Source organism: Microcoleus sp. EPA2, from assembly GCA_020882975.1.
Classification (GTDB): domain Bacteria; phylum Cyanobacteriota; class Cyanobacteriia; order Cyanobacteriales; family Microcoleaceae; genus Microcoleus.
Map to the genome: position 1 here is coordinate 30,822 of JAHRFD010000016.1, position 20,792 is coordinate 51,613.

25 protein-coding genes are annotated in these 20,792 nt (G+C 43.5%); 12 read left to right on the forward strand and 13 right to left on the reverse strand.

Annotation, left to right across the window (positions count from 1 at the left end; translation table 11 throughout):
• Window positions 1–70 precede the first annotated feature (70 nt).
• Both AAFP14_RS15595 and AAFP14_RS15600 read right to left on the reverse strand, forming a co-directional pair.
• Window positions 71–961 (reverse strand): ABC transporter permease, encoded by an 891-nt coding sequence (locus AAFP14_RS15595; protein WP_341733164.1) that lies wholly within the window; start codon window positions 959–961, stop codon window positions 71–73.
• 78 nt (window positions 962–1,039) lie between these two features.
• Complete coding sequence (locus tag AAFP14_RS15600) at window positions 1,040–1,777, reverse strand: Uma2 family endonuclease (protein WP_341733165.1); 738 nt, start codon at window positions 1,775–1,777, stop codon at window positions 1,040–1,042.
• A 120-nt stretch (window positions 1,778–1,897) separates the two neighbouring features.
• Between AAFP14_RS15600 and AAFP14_RS15605 the strand changes: the two genes are divergently transcribed.
• The 5 genes from AAFP14_RS15605 to AAFP14_RS15625 all read left to right on the forward strand — a co-directional run bounded on the left by AAFP14_RS15605 (window position 1,898) and on the right by AAFP14_RS15625 (window position 4,194).
• Window positions 1,898–2,107 carry a type II toxin-antitoxin system HicB family antitoxin gene (locus AAFP14_RS15605; RefSeq protein ID WP_341733166.1) on the forward strand — a complete coding sequence of 70 codons (210 nt, stop codon included), beginning with the start codon at window positions 1,898–1,900 and terminating at the stop codon, window positions 2,105–2,107.
• A gap of 218 nt (window positions 2,108–2,325) precedes the next feature.
• A complete protein-coding gene (locus tag AAFP14_RS15610; protein ID WP_341733167.1) occupies window positions 2,326–2,712 on the forward strand; it encodes a hypothetical protein in 387 nt (128 codons plus the stop codon).
• Window positions 2,709–3,131, forward strand: coding sequence for a putative toxin-antitoxin system toxin component, PIN family (locus AAFP14_RS15615; RefSeq protein WP_341733168.1), 423 nt, complete (start codon window positions 2,709–2,711; stop codon window positions 3,129–3,131). Before AAFP14_RS15610 ends, AAFP14_RS15615 begins: the two co-directional genes overlap by 4 nt.
• Before the next feature lie 323 nt (window positions 3,132–3,454).
• Window positions 3,455–3,889, forward strand: coding sequence for a XisH family protein (locus AAFP14_RS15620; RefSeq protein ID WP_341733169.1), 435 nt, complete (start codon window positions 3,455–3,457; stop codon window positions 3,887–3,889).
• The gene (locus AAFP14_RS15625) at window positions 3,859–4,194 is read left to right on the forward strand and encodes a XisI protein (RefSeq protein WP_341733170.1); all 336 of its coding nucleotides are present in this window, start codon (window positions 3,859–3,861) and stop codon (window positions 4,192–4,194) included. The genes AAFP14_RS15620 and AAFP14_RS15625 overlap by 31 nt, the downstream gene beginning before the upstream one ends.
• 365 nt (window positions 4,195–4,559) lie before the next feature.
• Here AAFP14_RS15625 and AAFP14_RS15630 read toward each other — a convergent pair whose 3' ends face one another.
• The 4 genes from AAFP14_RS15630 to AAFP14_RS15645 are packed head-to-tail and all read right to left on the reverse strand — an operon-like array spanning window position 4,560 to window position 7,507.
• Complete coding sequence (locus AAFP14_RS15630; protein ID WP_341733171.1) at window positions 4,560–5,873, reverse strand: HesA/MoeB/ThiF family protein; 1,314 nt, start codon at window positions 5,871–5,873, stop codon at window positions 4,560–4,562.
• 5 nt (window positions 5,874–5,878) lie between these two features.
• Window positions 5,879–6,070, reverse strand: coding sequence for a hypothetical protein (locus AAFP14_RS15635; protein WP_341733172.1), 192 nt, complete (start codon window positions 6,068–6,070; stop codon window positions 5,879–5,881).
• A 31-nt stretch (window positions 6,071–6,101) separates the two neighbouring features.
• Entirely contained in the window at window positions 6,102–6,548 is a 447-nt protein-coding gene (locus AAFP14_RS15640; protein WP_341733173.1) for a ubiquitin-conjugating enzyme family protein, read from the reverse strand.
• An 8-nt stretch (window positions 6,549–6,556) separates the two neighbouring features.
• Window positions 6,557–7,507: a hypothetical protein gene (locus AAFP14_RS15645; RefSeq protein ID WP_341733174.1), complete on the reverse strand. Its 951-nt coding sequence runs from the start codon at window positions 7,505–7,507 to the stop codon at window positions 6,557–6,559.
• A 257-nt stretch (window positions 7,508–7,764) separates the two neighbouring features.
• Here AAFP14_RS15645 and AAFP14_RS15650 point away from each other — a divergent pair, with 257 nt between their 5' ends.
• Window positions 7,765–9,165, forward strand: a complete 1,401-nt coding sequence (locus tag AAFP14_RS15650) for a helix-turn-helix domain-containing protein (protein ID WP_341733175.1) — start codon at window positions 7,765–7,767, stop codon at window positions 9,163–9,165.
• A gap of 2 nt (window positions 9,166–9,167) precedes the next feature.
• Here the strand turns inward: AAFP14_RS15650 and radA are convergent, their stop codons facing one another.
• Complete coding sequence (radA, locus tag AAFP14_RS15655; RefSeq protein ID WP_341733176.1) at window positions 9,168–10,727, reverse strand: DNA repair protein RadA; 1,560 nt, start codon at window positions 10,725–10,727, stop codon at window positions 9,168–9,170.
• A 164-nt stretch (window positions 10,728–10,891) separates the two neighbouring features.
• Here radA and rpaB point away from each other — a divergent pair, with 164 nt between their 5' ends.
• Together rpaB and AAFP14_RS15665 are read left to right on the forward strand one after the other, a co-directional pair.
• A complete protein-coding gene (gene rpaB, locus AAFP14_RS15660) occupies window positions 10,892–11,623 on the forward strand; it encodes a response regulator transcription factor RpaB (protein WP_340525754.1) in 732 nt (243 codons plus the stop codon).
• A 102-nt stretch (window positions 11,624–11,725) separates the two neighbouring features.
• Window positions 11,726–12,382, forward strand: coding sequence for a cofactor assembly of complex C subunit B (locus AAFP14_RS15665; protein ID WP_341733177.1), 657 nt, complete (start codon window positions 11,726–11,728; stop codon window positions 12,380–12,382).
• Window positions 12,383–12,617: 235 nt separating this feature from the next.
• On the opposite strand, the gene hpsJ-A is transcribed toward AAFP14_RS15665, so the two are convergent.
• The 4 genes from hpsJ-A to rfbB form a co-directional block, all read right to left on the reverse strand.
• Window positions 12,618–13,295: an HpsJ-like protein, cyanoexosortase A-associated gene (gene hpsJ-A / locus AAFP14_RS15670; protein WP_341733178.1), complete on the reverse strand. Its 678-nt coding sequence runs from the start codon at window positions 13,293–13,295 to the stop codon at window positions 12,618–12,620.
• A 97-nt stretch (window positions 13,296–13,392) separates the two neighbouring features.
• Window positions 13,393–14,061, reverse strand: a complete 669-nt coding sequence (locus tag AAFP14_RS15675) for a cyanoexosortase A system-associated protein (RefSeq protein WP_341733179.1) — start codon at window positions 14,059–14,061, stop codon at window positions 13,393–13,395.
• Complete coding sequence (gene crtA / locus AAFP14_RS15680; RefSeq protein ID WP_341733180.1) at window positions 14,061–14,909, reverse strand: cyanoexosortase A; 849 nt, start codon at window positions 14,907–14,909, stop codon at window positions 14,061–14,063. The genes AAFP14_RS15675 and crtA overlap by 1 nt, the downstream gene beginning before the upstream one ends.
• 228 nt (window positions 14,910–15,137) lie before the next feature.
• A complete protein-coding gene (gene rfbB, locus AAFP14_RS15685) occupies window positions 15,138–16,244 on the reverse strand; it encodes a dTDP-glucose 4,6-dehydratase (RefSeq protein ID WP_341733181.1) in 1,107 nt (368 codons plus the stop codon).
• Window positions 16,245–16,407: 163 nt separating this feature from the next.
• Here rfbB and AAFP14_RS15690 point away from each other — a divergent pair, with 163 nt between their 5' ends.
• From AAFP14_RS15690 to AAFP14_RS15705, 4 genes are all read left to right on the forward strand, one after another.
• Window positions 16,408–16,584, forward strand: coding sequence for a hypothetical protein (locus AAFP14_RS15690; RefSeq protein WP_341733182.1), 177 nt, complete (start codon window positions 16,408–16,410; stop codon window positions 16,582–16,584).
• A 62-nt stretch (window positions 16,585–16,646) separates the two neighbouring features.
• A complete protein-coding gene (locus AAFP14_RS15695; protein ID WP_341733183.1) occupies window positions 16,647–17,159 on the forward strand; it encodes a hypothetical protein in 513 nt (170 codons plus the stop codon).
• A 147-nt stretch (window positions 17,160–17,306) separates the two neighbouring features.
• Window positions 17,307–17,912 (forward strand): DUF1517 domain-containing protein, encoded by a 606-nt coding sequence (locus tag AAFP14_RS15700; RefSeq protein WP_341733184.1) that lies wholly within the window; start codon window positions 17,307–17,309, stop codon window positions 17,910–17,912.
• Between the two features lie 170 nt (window positions 17,913–18,082).
• Complete coding sequence (locus AAFP14_RS15705; protein WP_341733185.1) at window positions 18,083–18,964, forward strand: hypothetical protein; 882 nt, start codon at window positions 18,083–18,085, stop codon at window positions 18,962–18,964.
• Window positions 18,965–19,042: 78 nt separating this feature from the next.
• Here AAFP14_RS15705 and AAFP14_RS15710 read toward each other — a convergent pair whose 3' ends face one another.
• Together AAFP14_RS15710 and AAFP14_RS15715 are read right to left on the reverse strand one after the other, a co-directional pair.
• Window positions 19,043–20,386, reverse strand: coding sequence for an adenylate/guanylate cyclase domain-containing protein (locus tag AAFP14_RS15710; RefSeq protein WP_341733186.1), 1,344 nt, complete (start codon window positions 20,384–20,386; stop codon window positions 19,043–19,045).
• Window positions 20,383–20,778: a response regulator gene (locus tag AAFP14_RS15715; RefSeq protein WP_341733187.1), complete on the reverse strand. Its 396-nt coding sequence runs from the start codon at window positions 20,776–20,778 to the stop codon at window positions 20,383–20,385. Before AAFP14_RS15715 ends, AAFP14_RS15710 begins: the two co-directional genes overlap by 4 nt.
• Between the last annotated feature and the right edge of the window lie 14 nt (window positions 20,779–20,792).

Genomic DNA, 20,792 nt, shown 5'->3' on the forward strand with positions numbered 1-20,792 from the left:
CCGATCGTCACCGTGGGAGCAGTCTAAAATCTAACATCTAACATCGCACAACGATCGCACAAAATTCTGGTTAAGCAAATCTCCGTCGCAACAGAGGTTGAATGCTCAACAATGCTACTGCATCAAAGGCTAGCAAGACTAACAACGCTCCTCCAAAGGTGACATTACCCCAGGGAGCTTGCATGACGACACTTGCTAGGGACCAATCGCTGTGCAAGTACAAATAGCGGATGGGTTCGATCGCATAACTGAGAGGATTGAGAGTAACCACAACTTGCAACCACTCTGGCATAAAGGACAGCGGCGCGAGGGCTGTGCTGGCAAATAATAGTGGTAAGTTAGTAACAAAAATTACCGCAATTAATTCTACGTGACCGGGAAGAGCGAAGGCTAAACCGAGACTCAAACCCGTGACTCCCAAAACTAACAACAGGACTATGAGGGCGATCGCCCCTAGTCCGGCAATTCCAGGGAATCCCGCGCCCAAGAATGCGCCCGCGGTGACAATTGCGCCGGTTTGAATGAAGCTGAGGGTGACGATGAAAATAGCCGAAGCTAGGACAATCGAGAATCGGGAAGCTAGGGGCGCGACTAATAGGCGGTTGAGAAATCCGAATTCGCGATCGAACATAATCGGCAAACCGGCATTCAGCGCCCCTGCAAAGGCAGTAAAAACGATGACACCAGCGCCGAGAAATTGTCCGTAATTTTGGCTTTCTCCGAACAAGCCGGCGGGTGCATTTTCAAACAGCGCGCCGAATAAAACCAACCACATCAGCGGTTGAATAATTCCTGCAACTAGCGTCGAGGGGCGGCGCTGTAATTGAATAAACAGGCGTTTGGTTAATGCGAGTGTTTCTTGGATGAAGTCGCCCAGCAGGGAACTCGAAGTGTCAGCGGATGCTGTGGAGAGTGGCCGCTGCTGGTTGAGGTTGTTGGGGGATGTAACAGTACCGCTCATAATTGCTGATTTTGATTAAATCGAACTCTCTTTAGGGTAGCAAGTCTGGAGGAATTGGTGTTAGGCGGGCGATCGCCCTTACAATTGTTGGGGGTCAATGCCTTTTTCTCGCAGCAATTCTATTAAAGCTTCATAGCGCTGCTGTTCCTGTTGTCGCAGAGTGCGTTCTGCTTCTAGCTGTTGTTGAGCGAGTTCTTTTTCTTGTTGTTCGCGATCGGCCCGTTGGCTTTCCTGCTCTCGCAGTCGATCTAATTCTACTGAAGTGAGGAATTTGCGATCGTCTGGGCGATAAATTTCGAGGGTTTCTGGTGTCAGTTGAAACCGTATTCCCAAGCGGGGGCTAACCCAACCGTTGATTTCTGGGATTTCTTCTAGGCGATCGCCTACTCGTTGAGAACCTGTAAATTCTAATGTATCTGGGTCATAGATATAATATTCTTCTACTCCGTAGTTCTGATAGAAGAATAGTTTTCTGAGCATTTCTGTGCTGGTATTTCCAGGGGATAATATTTCAAATACCACTTGAGGCGGAATATTATCTTCTTGCCATTGTTTGTAAGAACCCCTGTCTCCTTTTGGTCTACCAAAGACTGCTAATATATCAGGTGCTTTGCGAATTTTGTTATCGCCTTCGACGGGATACCAGAGTAGGTCGCCGGCGATAAATACGTCAGCGAAAGTCGCGAATAAGATTTCTAGGTTTTCCTTGATTGTGACAATCCAGCGGAATTGTTTGGTGTTGTCTGCCATTGGTTGACCGTCGCTGTCTGGATAGATGATTTCTGGTGTTGTTTGTGGGGCGAGTTGTTGTACCATGCCGTTCACCTTTGGGCTGCAATAGTTTTAATTCTATCATGTAGAGGAATGGAAAGGGCGATCGTGACTGAAAAACGCTACTGGATATGCTATATTGAGTAGGAAGAATTTGGCAAAAAAATGTCTTGTACTTTCACGCCAATTGTTTATTGGGAAGAGGATGTTTATGTAGCCGAGTGTCCTGAAGTGGGAACGGCTAGCCAAGGAGAAACGATAGAAGAGGCGATCGCAAATCTCAAAGAAGCAACGGAACTTTATTTAGAAGAATTCCCTCTGCCTAAAACTTCCCCCCTTCTGCTAACTACATTTGATACCAATTTCATAAAGTAGCGCTACATATCTACCCCCCCAACCCCCCCGATGCCTTGGGGGGGCTTTGAACTACATCTGTAGTAGGAGTTTATGAAAATGGTATGAGGTATTGAGTGCCTAAATTACTGCTCTTGCTCTGACAGTGCTATTTTAGATAAAAGAACGATCGGGAATGGGTGACGAAAAAATATTGTCAACTATCACTGATATAGGAACTTTAATTAGCCGTATAAACAATGGAGGATAAAGCTATGTCATCAAGGGCGATCGCCACTTTGGTCAAGATCATGGAATCTCTGCCGGAAACTCTGCAAGATAGAGTTGTTGAACACCTGCAAGAGTACATTCTGAAATCAAATATTACTGTTCCTGTCAACCCCGACGGTAAGTTAGCAATTCCCGCTGAGATTGAAGCTCAACTAAAGCCTGGGGATAGATATACAGTGACTGTCACCGCAGATAATATTGTCTTTCAGAAGGTAGCAGGTTTCGACTGGGAGGAATGGGAACGGCGAGTAGAAGCAGCGAGTCCCGATCCTGATGAGTTAACAATGGAAGAAATTTGCGAACTTGTGCGGGAAGTGCGTCGCGAGAAAGGTTCTGAAATAGAGTCGCACAAATGAAAATTGTAGTGGATACTAATATCTTTGTGTCCGGCTGGCTGTGGGGAGGTATCCCAGCTCGTTTATTCAGATTAGCGAGAACTCATCAACTCATAATTTGTGCTTCAGAAGCAATACTAGCAGAATTAGAGAATACCTTGAACAAACAAAAACTCCAGGCAAAATTACAATCTTTGGGTTTTACCGTTAATGGTTTAATGAGCGGAACACGAGAGTTAGTGCAAGTTTACCCGATTTCCACGATCGACGTGCCTGAGTTACGAGATGCTAATGACAATATGATTTTAGGAACTGCGATCGCTGCTGATGCTGATGTAATTGTTACGGGCGATCTGGATTTGTTAGTGTTGCAGGAATATGAGGGGATTCCTATTGTTACGGCTAGGGAATTTTTGGAGCGTTATTTTCCAGAAAATTAGGGGGCGATCGCACTTGCTCTGACAGTGTTATGCTAGATAAGAGAGCGATCGGAAATTGGCGAGGAAAAAATCTTGTCAACTATCGGAGTGTTTGATTTATGCTAATTGAGAAGATCCTTCAAGAACTACAAGACATTTCCGAAGACAAAGCCTGCAAAACACACGCCACAACTCCAGCAACTCTTGAGCCGAGTTAACCTTGTTCCTTTCGATCGCGATTCTGCTGTTGCTGCTGCCACAATCCGCGCTCAATTGGAGCAACAAGGCGCTCCTATCGGGCCGATCGACATTAGAATAGAATAACTTCCTACCTCAATCCCCTCATGCCAGCCAAAGACATTTACCATGATTCCGTAAAACAGGCGCTCATCAATGATGGCTGGACAATTCTCAAGGAAAACTACGAACTGGAGTACGGCGGAGATAACTTATATCCAGATTTTGCTGCCGAGAAATCTATTGCTGCAACGCGAGACAAAGAAAGAATACTTGTGGAAGTCAAAAGCTTCATCGGACGATCTTTCATTACTGACCTACAAGCTACCATCGGTCAGTACATCATGTACAAAGAAGTTGTTGAAGCTCAAACCCTTAATTTCAAGCTATACTTGGCAATTCCAGCTAACTTGTACGATAATAAATTTCAAACCCCACTCGCTCAATTAATGATTCAAAAAAACCAAGTTAACCTATTGCTTTTCAATCCAATCCAGGAGGTCATCGAACGATGGATAAACTCGAAAGCTACCGAAATTTAATTCAAAAAATTCTTGAAGAATACCAGCAGCTAGGAGCGAGCAATTCTGATGTTGAATCGGTCTTGCTGCTCGACCCGATTCGCGAGCATTATCTGCTATTAAAAATGGGTTGGCATCAAGATAACCGCATCAACCGCAACGTCATTCACCTTCGCCTGAAAGATGGAAAAATTTGGATTGAAGAAGACCGGACTGAGGACGGTATTGCAACTGATTTACTGCAAGCGGGGGTGTCCCGTGAAGATATTGTCCTCGCCTTTCATCCACCCCGTTTGCGTCAGTTTACGGAATTTGCAACCGCGTAAACCGATCGCTCTTAGAGAAAGCATCGCACATCGCGCATCAAGAGCGATCGCACGCTTACTCAAGGAAGAGCGATCAAAGATAGTGTTGGGTTTTGCTTTCACTCAACCCAAGCGCCTGCTTATTTTAACAGAAAACCTTTCCCTTTACACCGTTGGCACGCTGCTTCTCGGACTGCATCTTTAGGTTTTATTTTTCCCTTTCCTTGGCATGAAGGGCATATTACTCTCTGTTCTTTTTTTTCAAAAGCGTTTGGATCTCTTTTATCGGGTGGCTTTTCTTTGGACATAATTCATTCTCCTTGTAGACTTGTGGAAATAGATCTTGGCTCAAGGAAGGGTGATCGCACTGCTATTGTTATGAAGGACTAGCTGGCAAAAATATTATCTTGCTCAGTCTCATCAATCAAAGGTTCATGTTGTTCCCCACAAACAGGGCATGATAAATTACGCTCCCAATTGGCTCCGTACCAACGCAGAATAGACGGCGAGTTAAAATTATACTCCATCTTTGGCCAAGTGGCATAAGTATTCTCTCGACGATTACCCCAAATGTAAAAGTCTGCTACCAAATCTTCCTCTAATGAACTAATGCCACTTGCTTTACCTCGTGAAAGCTCTACCAAAGCCAATTTAACAATCATGTTAGAAATAGGCAGAATATCAGAAGCAAGACCAACCTGAATTGTAGCTTTTACTTCCTCATCTGGAACATAAGCAGGACTTTCAGAGCGAGATTGTCTAAACTGAGATATTTCCTCTTGGCGACTCTCCAAAAAATCCTTAGTGAAAACACAGCCCAAGCAAGGGCCTTGATGAGGGCGTACTCTCAAAACGTCACCACCGCAAGCACGAGTTAATGCTCTGCCAAAAATAGTAGTAATTTTGTACTCAAGAGCTATACTATTGAGGTTAAAGCGGCTTCTATCATTATCAGTACCAGCAATAATCAAATCACAATCTTTCAGGAGAAGTTTAGTTCGCTCAAGATTTTGATTGATGTCCAATTCAGCCGTTTGTACGTGGATATATGGGTTTTTTCCATACAACAAATCTCTGACAGCTTTAGTCTTGTAGCGACCTAGATCTCCTGTTCCACAAATATGCCTAGCAACATTTTCTAGCTCTAGGCGATCGAAATCTATCAAGACAAAATTTCCCACGCCTGCTTTAGCAAGTTCTAGTGCTACAGTAGAGCCACCGCTACCTAACCCAACAACTCCTATTTTACAATTTTCAAGCACTGAAGTCTCTAACAAACCTTTACTGCGAGAGTAAAGTTCTGAGCGTTCAGGAATAAATTTAACGATTCCTTCGTGAAATTCCCCTTCTGAGTTGCCAATAAAAACTCGATGGCGTAATACATTATTCTGAATGGCAAACAAGACAATGACAGAAGTATTAACTGGGCGACTGACTCGGTTGCCAAACATGGTATTATAAACTTGACTGGCAACAGCAAAGCCAGTTTCACCCTCTGGCATCGTCGTTAAAAAATGAATTACTGAGGTACACGGATAACCGGATAACTGCGTTTTAGGTCGAGATGTATAAACATGAAATACATCACCATCATCAAAACCGAATGCAACAGCTTCAAACCTATCTACTTGAGATTGTAGAAAGTTACGAAAAAGAGTCTGCACTTGGTCTTCGTGCATATAAACTAAGGGAAAAGTCATAATAATTAACCTCTGAAGAAACCATCTTGGGTAATCTGATCGGCAACTACAGCATCAGGACTAGGACTTCTATCAGACGGTTTCTTCACTACCAACTGACCAGTTGTTGGGTCAAACATAAGCTGTTGATCTGAAGGCGCTTGCCCTTCTTCAACACCTCTTTGTAGGTGGCGGGTTACATCTTGAGAATTTGTCATGAGTTTTATATCTCTTTATGGTTTGACGAGTTTATTGCATATGAGGAAGAAAACTATCTAAAGCTTGCCCTGTTCTTCTGTGTCCTTCCAGTGCTTCGAGCCAGATTCTACCTTTCAGCACAACTAAGTACACAGTTAAATTAGGCAACCACTCTCTGTAATGACAAATCTTGACATAGCCATCTCTGGGATCTAAAGTGTGCATACTTGCGCTTGTTCCATATTCCTTTAAGTCTTGTCCGCGATATCCCTTAAGAGGATAGGGTGATGTCACGACCATATCAGGTCGAGAATTAGGAAAATCGGAAGGTACATAAACTCGGAGAGTATATACGTTACCAGCATTAGTGCAAACATTGCCTTCAACTCGTGTATTGTTAGAATCTCCTGGATTAATCCAACTAAAGCTGGGAAAATACTTTTTAAGTATTTGCCGTTCTACTTGTAAGCGTTGTTGTTGCAATTGAGTCCATGTCATAGTAATCCTTACCTTCTATTATAGTAACGATTAATACAATCTTCAACTTGCTCAAAATGAGGGGGATTATTATCCCAATCTAGCACAGTAAAAGCTTTTTCATTATTAACCTTAAGGTTAGGTGAAGATTGCGGAAAATCCTCTGGAAAATCTGCACGCCAGCGATCTACAGACCCATCTTGATATTGGTAATCAAAGGTTAAATAAATTCGCTGTTCATTTGTTCGAGACATTTCGCATTGTTGAAATTTTCTCTGAATTTGGTCGAAGATATTTTTCAGTATGGTTTGACCTTGTTGACTGCTGTACCATAGTTTATCCGATACCTCTATCGGCTCTGTTGTTACCAAAGGTTCATGTTCAAGAGTTGTTTCGTCAACAGTCCAATTTTTTGAAGGACGAGAATTTATCCGGTTTAATTCATTTCTCCATTTCAAATTGGAGCGAATAGGACTTTCCCCAGGCAAAACCACCCATGCACCAGCTTGATAATTAGCTTGGTGGCTGGAGTACAAAAAACAGCCAACATTGACATTCCATTTTTTCATCATTCCTGACTTAGGACGGATGTTCGCAATGCAAAGCAGGAACCTGGGAAAATTGTATCTTTGTAATGCCCGAATCACGGTATTACTATCGCCTCCACTTGGTTCCGCTAATCCCATTTGGTGGTGAGAATGCCACTCACCAATATGTTGTAATCCATGCTTGTTCCTGAGAATCTCTCCAGCTTTAATCAAATGCTCTCTATCTTGATAAAAGCTCATCTCATTGTGTCGGCTACCTGGCCCTGGCCCAAGGACATACTGAACTACTGGTGCTCCTGAATGAGTCCAAAATCCAAACAAGTCTCCACCTGTTTCTAAGTTAGGATACTCTTCAACCCATCCAGCAATCCGGTCTAGTTCTTCCTCGTAGATGAGGGTTTTAAATTGAGAATATGTTTTTGTTCCGTGCATTGTGCTTTTCGGCTAGTTGGTTATATTTATAGACGAAATATGCGTTGAGTCTGCGATTACCCAAAAAAAATTCACAGATTGGCTTTATAGGTATCTATCATAAGCACTATTTTTTTGATTGTCTAGTCATAAATTATCATAAAATGTCCTGAATATTTGCGATTGTTTTTATCATAAAATATCATTTTTTATCACAAATATCATAAAACATCATCAAAGTCTGATATGATACCGAGATCATACGCACCTAATTGACTATGGACATTAAGGAAGTCTTGAGATTGGCTGACGACCTGGTTTTAGCCAAAACGGGCAAACACTTAGACAACCTGCAACAGGCAGTATTGCTCGCTACTTGGCAAGGTAAAAGATACTCCCAGATTGCTAAAGAATATCACTGTACTGAACATCATGTTGCTAATGTCGCTTCAAAATTATGGCAACTCATTAAAAAAAAGTTAGGTGAAAAGGTTAGTAAAACTACTTTACGCTCTGCAATGGAAAGATATGAAATCTCTAAAATTTCAAATTCTGGTTATTTTAACCTTGTCCACAAAGGGAATATAAACGTCTGCACAGAAACCTCGCACCCTCCAAAAGCTCCACAAAACTCACCCCCTACACAAACCTCAAATGAAGACAACACCCAACCAAAACCGCGACTCGATTTAAGAGATGCACCGACTCTCAGAACATTCTACGATCGCCCCTCATCCCCCCTCACCACTCTCGAAACCTGGATTCTAGAGCAAAACTGCCGCCTCCTCACCACCACAGGCATGGCAGGCACCGGCAAAAGCTCGATCGCCCGTCACCTCATCCCCCAAATTCAAACTCAGTTCGATCGCATCATCTGGCGCAGTCTCCGCACCTCCCCACCCCTAGAAACAACTATTAAAAATATTATTCAATTTCTCTCAAATCAACCAGAAATTAACCTCCCCGCCAACACCGATGCTCAATTGTCAATCCTCATAGAAACATTGCGCGAAAATCGCTGTCTGATCGTCCTCGATGACGTGCAACAAATTCTCAGCAGCGGACAACTTGCAGGATATTATAAACCCGGATATGAAAACTACGGAACCCTATTTAAACTCATCGGCGAAATTCCCCACAACAGTTGCTTAATCCTCAATAGTTGGGAACCTCCCTCAGACATCCTCACATTCACCGACGATAATTCAGCAGTATGTTTATTACAATTAACTGGTTTAGGTGAAGCAGCAACAGAAATTCTTAGAGAAAAAGGTTTATTGGATGAAGAATACTGGCCAGAATTGATTGAACTTTATCAAGGCAATCCCCTCTGGTTAAAATTAGTCGCTCAAACCATTAACAACTTATTTAGCGGTAGAGGATCTCAATATTTAAGTTATCAACCAGTATTTTTAGCTGACGAATTGACACCGATATTGCAGCAGCACTATCAGCGGTTGTCGGAAATAGAAAAACAGGCGATCGCCCTAATCAGCAATGAAAGTGATCCTGTTTCCTTTACCCTATTGATGTCAAAATGTCAAGGTTCGCAGGTCGAATTATTTAAAGCAATTCAATCTTTAGACAGACGGGGCATCATTGCAAAATTGAGCTGTGAATCTGAAACGATTTTCACGATTCCACCTGTGTTAAAACAATATATTCAGATGATTCTTTGATATTACTCCATTTCTTCCTTTTCTTCCATTTCCTCGACTTCAATGGACTGCAATTGACTTGGAGTTGCGGGAATAGCTGCAATGATTGCATCAATTACTTTGGCGACTGGCAGAATCTGCATCCCCAAATCTGGCACTGGTTGATTCTTGGGAATAATTGCTCTTTTAAAACCCAGTTTCGCGGCTTCTCTCAGCCTTAATTCTAATTGAGAAACAGGGCGAACTTGTCCCCCTAAACCGACTTCTCCTAGTAACACTGTCCTGGCATCAACTATGCGATCGCGAAAACTGGCTACAACGGCGATCGCCACTGCCAAATCCGCAGCCGGTTCTTCTACCTTCAACCCTCCCACGGATGCTACAATTGTATCTAATTTCGACAGGGGAATCCCAACTCTTTTTTCCAAAACTGCTAAAATTTGTTGCAATCTACTATTATCCACTCCCGTGGTAGAACGGCGGGGCGAACCAAAACTCGCAGGGCTGACTAAGGCTTGAATTTCTACTAAAATTGGTCTCGTTCCTTCGCAAGTCACTGTCGTTGAGGTACCGGGGGAAAACTCGTCCCGATTTCCTAAAAATAGCTCCGATGGATTGTCTACTTCTCGCAATCCCTCGGCTACCATTTCAAAGACTCCGATTTCATGAGTTGCACCGAAACGGTTTTTCATCGATCGCAACAGTCGATGGGAAGCAAAGCGATCGCCCTCAAAATATAGTACAGTATCTACTAAATGTTCCAATACCCTCGGCCCGGCTAAACCTCCATCTTTGGTAACGTGACCTACAATAAATAACGTAATATTTTCTCTTTTTGCCACCTGCATCAAAGCCGAGGTACATTCCCGCACCTGAGCCACCGATCCTGGTGCTGATGTTAAACTAGCAAAATAAATAGTCTGGATACTGTCAATAACTGCTACATTCGGTTTTAGGGCTTCCAACTCCCGCAACACAACTTCTAAATCCGTCTCTGGAAGTAAGTAGAAATTATCCGCTGAACAATCCTCAGAATCAGTTTGAGCAGCCCCGTTATTAGCGTGTCCGTTACTGTCAGATAAATCAGAGTTCTTACTTGACAAATCAACCGGATTAGCCACTCCCAAACGTTGCGATCGCAATTTCACCTGCTGGCCAGACTCCTCGGCACTTACATACAGTATGCGATCCTTGCGCGCCAACTGATTTGCCACCTGCAACAACAGCGTCGATTTCCCAATCCCCGGTTCCCCCCCAATCAATACCAGGGAACCGGGAACAATACCACCTCCCAACACGCGATCGAACTCAGCATAGCCCGAAGGCCAGCGAGATTGAGTTTGGTCAGCAATCTGCGATAATCTAAAAGATACCCTGGGTTGACCCTTGGATTTATCAACAGGTGCACCGCCTGCTGCCTTAGTCGTTACCCCAGTCAAACCAGCCCGTGGTACGGCAATGGTAGATGGTTCTACCTGCTCGTCGAAAGAATCCCACTTCTGACAGCTAGGACATCTGCCAAAATATTGTGGCGACTCATACCCACATTCCCGACAAATATATTGTATTCGAGGTTTTGGCATTGTTTACTATGATAAATAATTGCCGAACACATTCTTTCCAAGTCTGAACTAAAGCAATCATAAAGCTTTCAGAGCGATCGCCCCAGGCGGATCAGTTTGTGTCTTAATAATAGAGTACAAAAATAAACATTATCTCGAATTTAACTTAAGGAGTGTTGAGTAACTTGGAAAACCATAAAGAAAAAATTCTGGTAGTCGATGACGAAGCCAGCATCCGGCGGATTCTGGAAACTCGCCTTTCCATGATTGGCTATGATGTTGTCACCGCAGCCGACGGTGAAGAAGCTCTCGATATATTTCGCAACACGGAACCAGATTTAGTGGTTTTGGACGTGATGATGCCAAAGCTGGATGGCTATGGGGTTTGTCAGGAGTTGCGGAAGGAATCTGATGTGCCTATCATCATGCTAACTGCTTTGGGAGATGTAGCCGATCGCATCACTGGTTTAGAATTAGGCGCCGACGATTACGTCGTCAAACCTTTTTCTCCCAAGGAACTAGAAGCTCGCATCCGTTCGGTACTGCGCAGAGTTGACAAAAACGGCGCTTCGGGAATTCCCAGTTCGGGAGTCATCCAGGTAACGAATATTCGGATTGACACCAACAAACGCCAAGTTTATAAAGGTGACGAACGGATTCGGCTCACGGGCATGGAATTCAGCTTGCTAGAGCTGTTGGTTAGCCGTTCTGGAGAACCTTTTTCGCGATCGGAAATTTTGCAGGAAGTTTGGGGATATACGCCTGAGCGCCACGTAGACACCCGTGTAGTGGACGTTCACATCTCGCGCTTGAGAGCCAAGTTAGAGGATGACCCCAGCAATCCTGAATTAATTCTCACCGCCCGTGGCACCGGCTATCTGTTCCAGCGCATTGTCGAACCTGGGGAAGTTGGCTAAAGTCAGTGGGTTGACGGTTGATGGTTGTCAGTGGCAATTGTTGACCGCCCACAGCCAACCGTCAAAAGTTTGTATTGACCTTTTTCGTTGTTCCTTCTATAAATGACTAAATCCGATCCAAATCGAGTTTTGCGGCAGTTACCCTTAGTGGCTGGAGGATTAGCCGGTACTCTGCTGATGGTCAATCGCTTGCTGACTGAGCAACTCACCGATTCTCAAGCTCGCTCCGATGCTCTGGGGGTGATTATCAGTGCTGTACTGATTTTAACAGGTTTGCTATGGCAGCAGGTGCAGGCGCGATCGCCCGATTCAGTCCAACTCATTGGCGAAGAAGGTTTTGAATTTGCGCCGGATTTGCCGGATGTGGTGAAAATAGAATTGGCTTGGGCCTCCCGTTTGCTATTGACAAATACGGCCACAAGGGCGATCGTGATTTTATATCAAGGAAAAGTTATATTGCGACGTGGCATTTTAGCAGTCAATCCCGAAGTTAAACCAGGCCCAATCTTGCAGCGAGTATTCGAGAAAAACAAACCAGTTTATTTAGTAAATTTGAATATTTATCCCGGCAAAATTGAATTTGACTATTTACCTGAAAATACCCAAGGAGTGATTTGTCAGCCCCTTGGCAATCAAGGCGTTTTAATTTTAGGTGCTAACGCGCCTCGCAGCTATACAAAACAAGATGAAAATTGGGTTGAAGGCATTGCCGAGAAATTAGAAAATACCCTGAATCAACATTTAATAGCAAACAAGTAAGGCGCGTCGCTACAGAATCCTGGCCTATAGCCAGAATAGTCGATCGCGATGCACCTTACTTTTACCAAGGCATTCACGGGTTATCCTATCTTTGACCGTTGAAGCGGAATGATTTAACCTTACTAGAACACTCTTGACACAGAGTCCGAGAATAGAACTCTGAATAGTTCGGATGAAGAGAGGATTTAATATCATAGCCGGATTGGGCATCACGATATCAATTCACTCAACACTACTATCGAGCCCAATCAGTACCGCGCCACAGCATAAAAAACAAAACGCTAGAAATCAGCGCCCCCAATAGCCACTTAATCGCATTTTTGAATAGCCCCAAGCGCTGATTTGACTGCACCACTGCGCTTTGAGCCTGCAAACGTTCCTTCGCCGGAGTAATTCTCGAAAGAATTTGAGTTTTCAATTCCTGCGGGTTTTGCGTATCCGCTGGTACTCCCAGGCGATTTAGTTCAGTGCCCAAATTCTTTAAGTCTTCGGGAGTACCCTTATTCAGCCTTTCTTCCACTTGCTGCAACTGAGCTAATTGTTGGTTTGCTTGATTGGTAATCTGTTTATTGTTTTGATTGTTGACATAAATAGTGCCAAAAAGCCCCAAGGGTAGCATTAACAGAAATACCAGGGCCAGTAACAGACAAATCCAAGACAAAAACTTCAAAAAAATGTCTTCCAAGCTTCTGCGATCGTAACCTTCTCCAAAAAATATGAGGGTCATGGCCAACAGAGGAACTGGTACTCGTTCTACCACAGCCCCAATCGTCTGCAATTCCCACACACGATTGCCAAAATTTGCTGGTATCAGAACAGCGATCGTATCTAATAATGACAAAATTAATAGACCGTAGCCAATCCAACGCAGCCTGTATATAGAAAAACCTTGCTCGCCTTGTATGTCATTCATAAAAAAAGTCCGGTAAGTGGGAAACTCAGCGTTTTTAGACCTGAGTTAGTGACAAAATAATGCGCCTGTTGTTAAGAACAATCTCTCTTGACTTGACTTAAGGTTCGGGAAATCTGGGCTGCCACCACCCATACCAAGAAACCCAAGCATTCTCTAGAATTTTCTTGGCATCTTCACGATTTGTTTGGTCCAAAGGTATAGACATTTGGGTCCACAAACAGCGCTGATCTTGAATATTTCCCTTACCCAATAGCCAAAACAAAATGCGGTTGAAATTCCAGTCACGAGTATTTCGGTTGTATCTAAACTGTTCGGCTGTCACTGTAGCACGGCCGCGGGGATTTATGCAGGAACTCAGGTATAGTCGATTTTGCTGGGGCAAAATTCCGTAAAAACCCACACCTTGAGTTTCTGCCAATGCTAGTTTACCAGGAGACGACTTGAGAATAGTATGTCCTTTCATCATATTTTCAACATCTCCGGTGGTTCCAACCACATAACGCATCTCTATTTCTAGAGTAGTGTTATTTTTTTGATATTCATACTTTCGCCCAACTTTTATTTGAGAATTATCGCTAATTTTCAGAGGTGTACTCTCCTGCATTTGCCAATCAGTTAGAGGTACGGACTCTGGAAAATCAAAGGGGGTCAGGGAAAAATTACCTGTCGATGGAGAGAGTGTCAATCTTCCTATAACTAATAAAACCCCTGTAAAAGTAACCGCTAAAATAGAAATTCTCGCGGTTTTCCAATAGGTAATAGCCATTAGTGATTAGTTGTTTTTTGATGGGGCGTGTCTTGCAAGATTGCCAACCAACAGAATAACCCGAACAGGAAGACTGCAATCATTGAAAAAATTACCGATCCATTGCCTTCATGCCAGTATTTAAAAGCTTCCGGTTGAGATAGTGATACCAGTACAGCCATGAGAGCAACTCTGGCTGCATTGACTACAAATCCAATAAGGACTGCAATGATGGGGACTACAATTTTTTGTGTGTTGGTTGTAGGAAACATTAGTAAAAACACGATTGCTAGTCCTAATAATTGTAGGATTGCATTCACTCCAGAACAGCCATGATACACCTCCACGCTACCTTTTTCTAGAATAAGAAATACTCCTTGACGAACAACTTCAAATCCTAAATAGTGGAGGAGGAAAGCTGAAAATTTAGCGGTTAATAGGGCAACATCAATAAATACTCCTATGAGTCCTGGAGGAATACCTGTATAGGCGAGAATCAGAAGTTCTTGCCAATATTGTTTCAGTCCTTTGGTTCCAGAAGCTAGCAAAGCCAGACTGATGCCAGATAAGAAAGGTGTTATCCTGATAAAAAAGTCGTAGCCATATATGGATGAACTTTTGAGCAATATTAAAGCAATTAATGATGCTGCAAAGCAACTGCTAAAAATTCCGCTTTCTAAAGTTAATGTTTCGTGTCTTTCCCAGATGAGAAATGCTACGACTCCCCAGAAGAGTAACATTGTGCCGAATAGGTCTGTACTGTCTGTTCTAGCAGTGAGAGTCAGGTGTATGACTATCAAACCGGAGGCTATGCCTAACAGCCAGTATTTAGGTTCCAGGAGGCGATCGATCCATTTCATTTCGGTCATTGTTGCTTTCTCTTTGTAGTGGAAGCTTTCATTATTTGTTATTGGTTATTTGCGGTGCCCTGCCCTTCGACTCCGCTCAGGAACCGCGTAGTCGAAGGGTTATTGGTTATGGGTTATTAGTTATTTGCGGTGCCCTGCCCTTCGACTCCGCTCAGGAACCGCGTAGTCGAAGGGCACCGCAAATAACTACTGACTACTGACTACTGACTAATGACTAATGACTACTGACTAATTAGTGTAGACTTTGCGGTAGTAACTCTGATATTCTTCCGACAGCAGTGGCTCCCACCAATCGCGATTGGCTAAATACCATTCTACAGTACGCCGCAAACCTTCCTCTACTGTGACTGAAGGAGTCCAATTTAGGTCATTTTTAATTTTGGTTGCATCAATAGCATAACGTCGATCGTGTCCGGCTCTGTCTTTGACAAAGGTGATTAATTGTTCGCAGGGACGGGCGGGTAAATCTTCTGCCAACTCGTCCATTAGTTGGCATAGCATCTTGACTAAATCGAGATTTTTTACTTCGTTGTTGCCGCCTACATTATAAGTTTCTCCGGGCTTACCGTCGTGGATTACGGCATCTAAAGCTCGGCAGTGGTCGAGTACATATAGCCAATCTCGGACGTTTTGACCGTCGCCATAAACTGGCAATGGTTTGCCCAAAAGCATATTGATGCACATTAATGGAATTAGCTTTTCGGGGAAGTGATAGGGACCGTAATTGTTAGAGCAATTGGTGATAATTGTGGGGACACCGTAGGTATGGAAATAGGCACGGGCGAGGTGGTCGCTACCGGCTTTTGAGGCTGAGTAGGGACTATTGGGCTCGTAGGCGGTTGTTTCAGTAAATGCTGGGTCGTCGGGGCCAAGACTGCCATAAACTTCGTCCGTGGAAACATGGAGAAAGCGCATTTGTGCTTTGAGGGACAAGTCGTCTATTGCTTCAAAATGCTTGCGGAAGGCTTCGAGAAGGGTGAAGGTTCCGACAACGTTTGTTTGGACAAAGGCGGCAGGCCCGATAATCGATCGATCGACGTGGGATTCTGCCGCAAAATGGGCGACTGTGTTGATGTTTTCGGTTTGAAGTAAGGTATCGATCAGGGCCCGATCGCAAATATCCCCTTGTACAAACCGAAAATTTTCTCCCCCTTCCAAACTGGCTAGGGTTTTTCTGTTTCCTGCATAGGTGAGAGCATCGAGTACCACTACTCGATCGCCTGGATAGCTACTGCACCAGTGATGTACAAAATTGGAGCCGATAAATCCAGCCCCACCTGTTACCAACAATCGGCGAGGCGATCTTACTATGCCTTGATCCATGCTGTCTGTCATAAAAAAAGTCCGGTAAGTGGGAAACTCAGCGTCTTTAGACCTGAGTTACTGACATTGCTTGCAATAACTAAGTCTTTTCAAAAATAACCTTAAAAGTAGTTTGTCACCAAGTATTTGTCACTGTGTAATTAAATTTTCTACTCTTTGATATCAGATTTTTGAATTGATGCGCGATCGCACTCTGGGCGACACCGCACAAAAGCCATCCCTCTGTGTTCGCTCAAATGCTTGTCCTACAAGGCTTTTGGTTGTTTATTGCCCCACGCAATTGGCAGTGGTGATTGCTGTTGATTCTGGATATGTGCGATCGAATCGCGATTTTGGTGCCTCTGAGAGTTGATAGATTTGTGAAGAGCTGCTACCATTATTTTTTTAATTATCCTTTACAAAATCCAGAGCACCATGAAAAAGTTTCAAGTGTTAGCTGGCATTGCTTCGAGCGTTGCGATCGCGAGCAGTATTGCACTAGGCGACGCAGCATTGGCTTTTCCTTGTTCCTACAGCAAATCCAATGCTACTCAATCGGGTTCTGCAACAACCCTAGTTGGTTCCGGTGGCGAGGCTCAAATGAATCCCTACAAATCTTACAAAAGATTAGCTTTGGGTTTTCTCGGCTTAGCTGGGGTTTTGGGCGGTGGCGCTGCTTACATGAGTTACCGTGTAGGCAAACGGGCTCAGGCTGCTTGCGCTGCCATGAGTGATAATTTTGAAGTTTTTCAAGAGTCGATCGCCGATGAATCGATGGAAGCATACCTGGAAGTTCCCACGGATGCTGAATACGAGTCCCCGATGGCTGCAACTGAAAGTGCATCACCCCTGCTAGTGGTTCGGGAACACCCGGAAGCACCTGGTGGCGAACTGGATTTGGGATCGTCTCGCCCGATCGCATCTGCCCCAAGTGCGATCGTCCAATAGTAATCTTGCGGTAGCACCAATTTGGAGTAAATCGGAACTCCGATTTACTTCAGCTACTCACCTCTTACTAAAAATCCGTCACAAGATAGACAAAAAATTTTTATTTGAAAGTGTAAAATATATAACTATAGATTAAAACCATGGGTTATGAATACTATTGGCGATCGATTCAATCAATTCACAGGTAAAACGCGATTTGCAGTTTGTCGCGTATTCATTCACCTCAGTGGTGAAGAAGTTGCACCATTGTTGGGAGTTCTCAACAGCACTGCCAGAGATGCCATAGACGCCGATGGGGATTTAACAGTCCTCGGAGAAGGCTTGGTACAAGTTTGCAATCACCTATTGCAGTACGATAACTACTGGCAATCAGCGGCCAACGAAGGTGATGTTTTTTGGGATGAAGGGGAAGCAGGCGATTATGTAGATGAACTGTTTACAGATTCAGCAGAACGCTATCTGAGCGAACCTCAATACAGCAACTCTGTGGACGATCGCAATTCTCCCTTATCTTTGCCCGTGACTAGAAATGTCGTGGTGATGCTGACAGTAGCCTATGAAGGCGAAGTTCCCCAACTGGAAACAGACCTAGCAGATATCAGCGCCCTAAAACAGGGTTTAAAAGCACTGATTAATTTACACTATCAGCAAAGGCTCAGAGCTATCCAAATTCACTTTTCGCCCGCACAGTTGGGAGACGAACTTACTAACGACCAATTGTTGGTAAATTTTTCCGAACTCATTCCTCTCTAGGGAAGTAAGTAGTTAGTAGTCATTAGTCATTAGTCATTAGTTAGTAGTCATTAGTTAGGAGTCATTAGTTATTAGTTAGACTTTGCATAAAATCACAAATAACAACTAACAAATAACCAATAACAAATAACAAACAACAAATAACAAATAACCAATTCAAATTAGTATTTATGCTGCGAAAATTGATAGTTTATTTCATGGCTTTAACATTGTGCGTCACCACTATAGGCTGTGGTTCTCCCACTCCCACGCCGGAGGCAAATCAGAATGTTAATACTGTCCGTTCTGCCCCCCCTAGCAATAATAATTTAAGTCCCGGCCAATATCCCTTACAGCAAGCTACCTACGACGATAGTGAGGGGGAATATAGTTTGATGTTACTCAATACTCCCCCCGGTACTTCCTCTGTTTATCGATCGAGAGATTTGCAAATGGCTAGGTTAACGGATGAGGAAATATCCCAAGGTAAAAAAAGTTATCTGAATTTAGACAAAGATCGAGCCAGTTTACATTTGACTGAAGATTTTAAAATAGAGTACGTTCATAACGTGACCGAAACAGTCAGTAATCCTCAAACAGGTCAGCCACAAACAGTGGTAGTAAGACAGCAATCTGGTTTCTGGGCTCCGTTTGCTGGGGCCTTGGCCGGTCAGGCGATCGGCAGTTTGTTATTCACACCCCGATATTATGTGCCACCAGTCTATCAGCCGGGAGTAATTCTCACAGGATATGGCGGGTACGGTAACACTTACCGCGAGGCTGTTAACCAATATCAAACTCGCTATCAAGCCCCCCCACCTGCTGTCAGAAACCGTCAAGCTTTAAGGACTACTGGCCGCTTGCGATCGCCCACATCCAACACCCCAGCAACTCGTCGCCCAGTACCGCCCAATGCCAATCGATCGACCGGTTCGGGTTATGGTGGCAGCACTTTGAGACGATCGACAAAACCAACTTCCCCGCAACAAAGGCGCACTCCCAGTTTTGGTAGCGGTGGAAACTCTCGTACACCCAGTCGGAGTCCTGCTTTCGGAAGCCGTAGAAGGCGTTAGGTTCGAGATGAGCGGGCGATCGCCAATGGATACCCGATTTTTTTCAAAAAGTCGGGTATTGTACATATCATCGTCAATTTACTGACAGCGTTGCCAATACATTCTAGCCACTGTATCCCCAGGATTGGCTTGCAAACATTGCTCTAACAGTCGAAGGGCAACCTCTTTATCAGAGGCATGATAAGAAACGATCGCCAGTTCAAAATTGCTTTGCATGGCTAACTTCCCTTCTCGCAATTCGGGGGGATCGGCATTAAAAACTTCATACACGCCTACCTGTTCCGATTTCCCCTTGACTCGAACGCGATCGATCAAACGAATGTCATAATTTTCAGGATTTTTTAAAGCTCGAAATGTGCGATCGCTAATCAGCAAAGGCACCCCGTACTGTTTAGTTAATCCCTCCAAACGAGATGCTAAATTCACCGCATCGCCGATCACAGTTCCATCCATCCGAGATGCACCACCCACAGTTCCCAGTATCAATATCCCCGTATTAATGCCAATGCCAATTTTAATCGGCGGACGTTCCGGTCTCGTGCGCGTCGTATTATAGTCCGCTAGCCTTTGTAGCATAGCAATTCCACCTGTAACCGCCCGATCCGCATCTCCATTAAATAAAGCCATGATCGCATCACCAATATATTTATCAATAAACCCATGATTTTCGATAATCGCGGGTTCCATCCGCGAGAGATAACCATTAATAAATTTAAAATTATCATCCGGTGTCATCCTTTCTGATAAACTTGTAAAATCTCGAATATCTGAAAATAACACCGAAATTTCTTGCTGAATTTGTTCGCCTAATTGAATATCAAGAAAGCTAGTTTTTTTTAATAACTGAAGAAACTGACGAGGAACAAAACGTAAAAAAGATTCATTAAGTGCTTGTAAATAACTTTCTTTTTCTTGAAGTTCTGCAATTAATTTAGCTTGCCTGCGAGTCAGGATTTCTAACTCTTGATTCATTTCTATAAGTTGATAATTTTTTTGTGCCAGTTGTTTATCTTGACTATAACTGTGGATTGCTTCTGTTACCGTTAGTCTTAAATCTTCATCCTGCCAAGGTTTACCGATGTACCGATAAAGTTTAGCGTATTTGACCGCATTAGCAACCGCTTCAATAGTAGCTTGCCCAGTCAGCATTACTTTCAGGGTTTTTGGGGAAATTTCGTGAACGCGGCGCAATAGTTCGTCTCCCTTCATATCCGGCATAATATAATCGGAAATAATCAAGGGAATTTCATCACCCTCTTCAATTAATTCTGCCAGTAACTCTAAAGCATCCTCACCCCCTTCAGCAATTTCGATTCTATACTCCTCTCCGAAAGCTTTTCTCAGTTCCGATTTCAAACTCGTTAAAATAGTAACTTCATCATCTACACAAACAATCACAGGTTTTTTAGAAACTTTTGTCATAATTTTTCTAATCCAGACTTGACCGTCTCGATCAACTCTTTTTCCGACCAGGGCTTAAACAAACATTTATGTAAATTAGCTGCTGCATAAGCTCGATCGATCGCTTTTTGATCTGCTTGCCCTGTTAATAAAATTTTGACAATATTAGGAAATTTTTGATGCACGCGAATCATAAATTCATCGCCTTTCATTCCTGGCATCAGCCAATCGGAGACAATCAATAAAATGCTCACATCATCTTCATTTAATTCATCAATAATATCTAATGCTTCTTCAGCATCTTGGGCTACTTCATAAACATAGGAACTGCCTAATGCTTTTCTCAATTGAGCCTTCAAGCTTTCTAAAATCACGGCTTCATCATCAACACACAAAATTACAGGTTTAGACATGGTAATTAATTGGT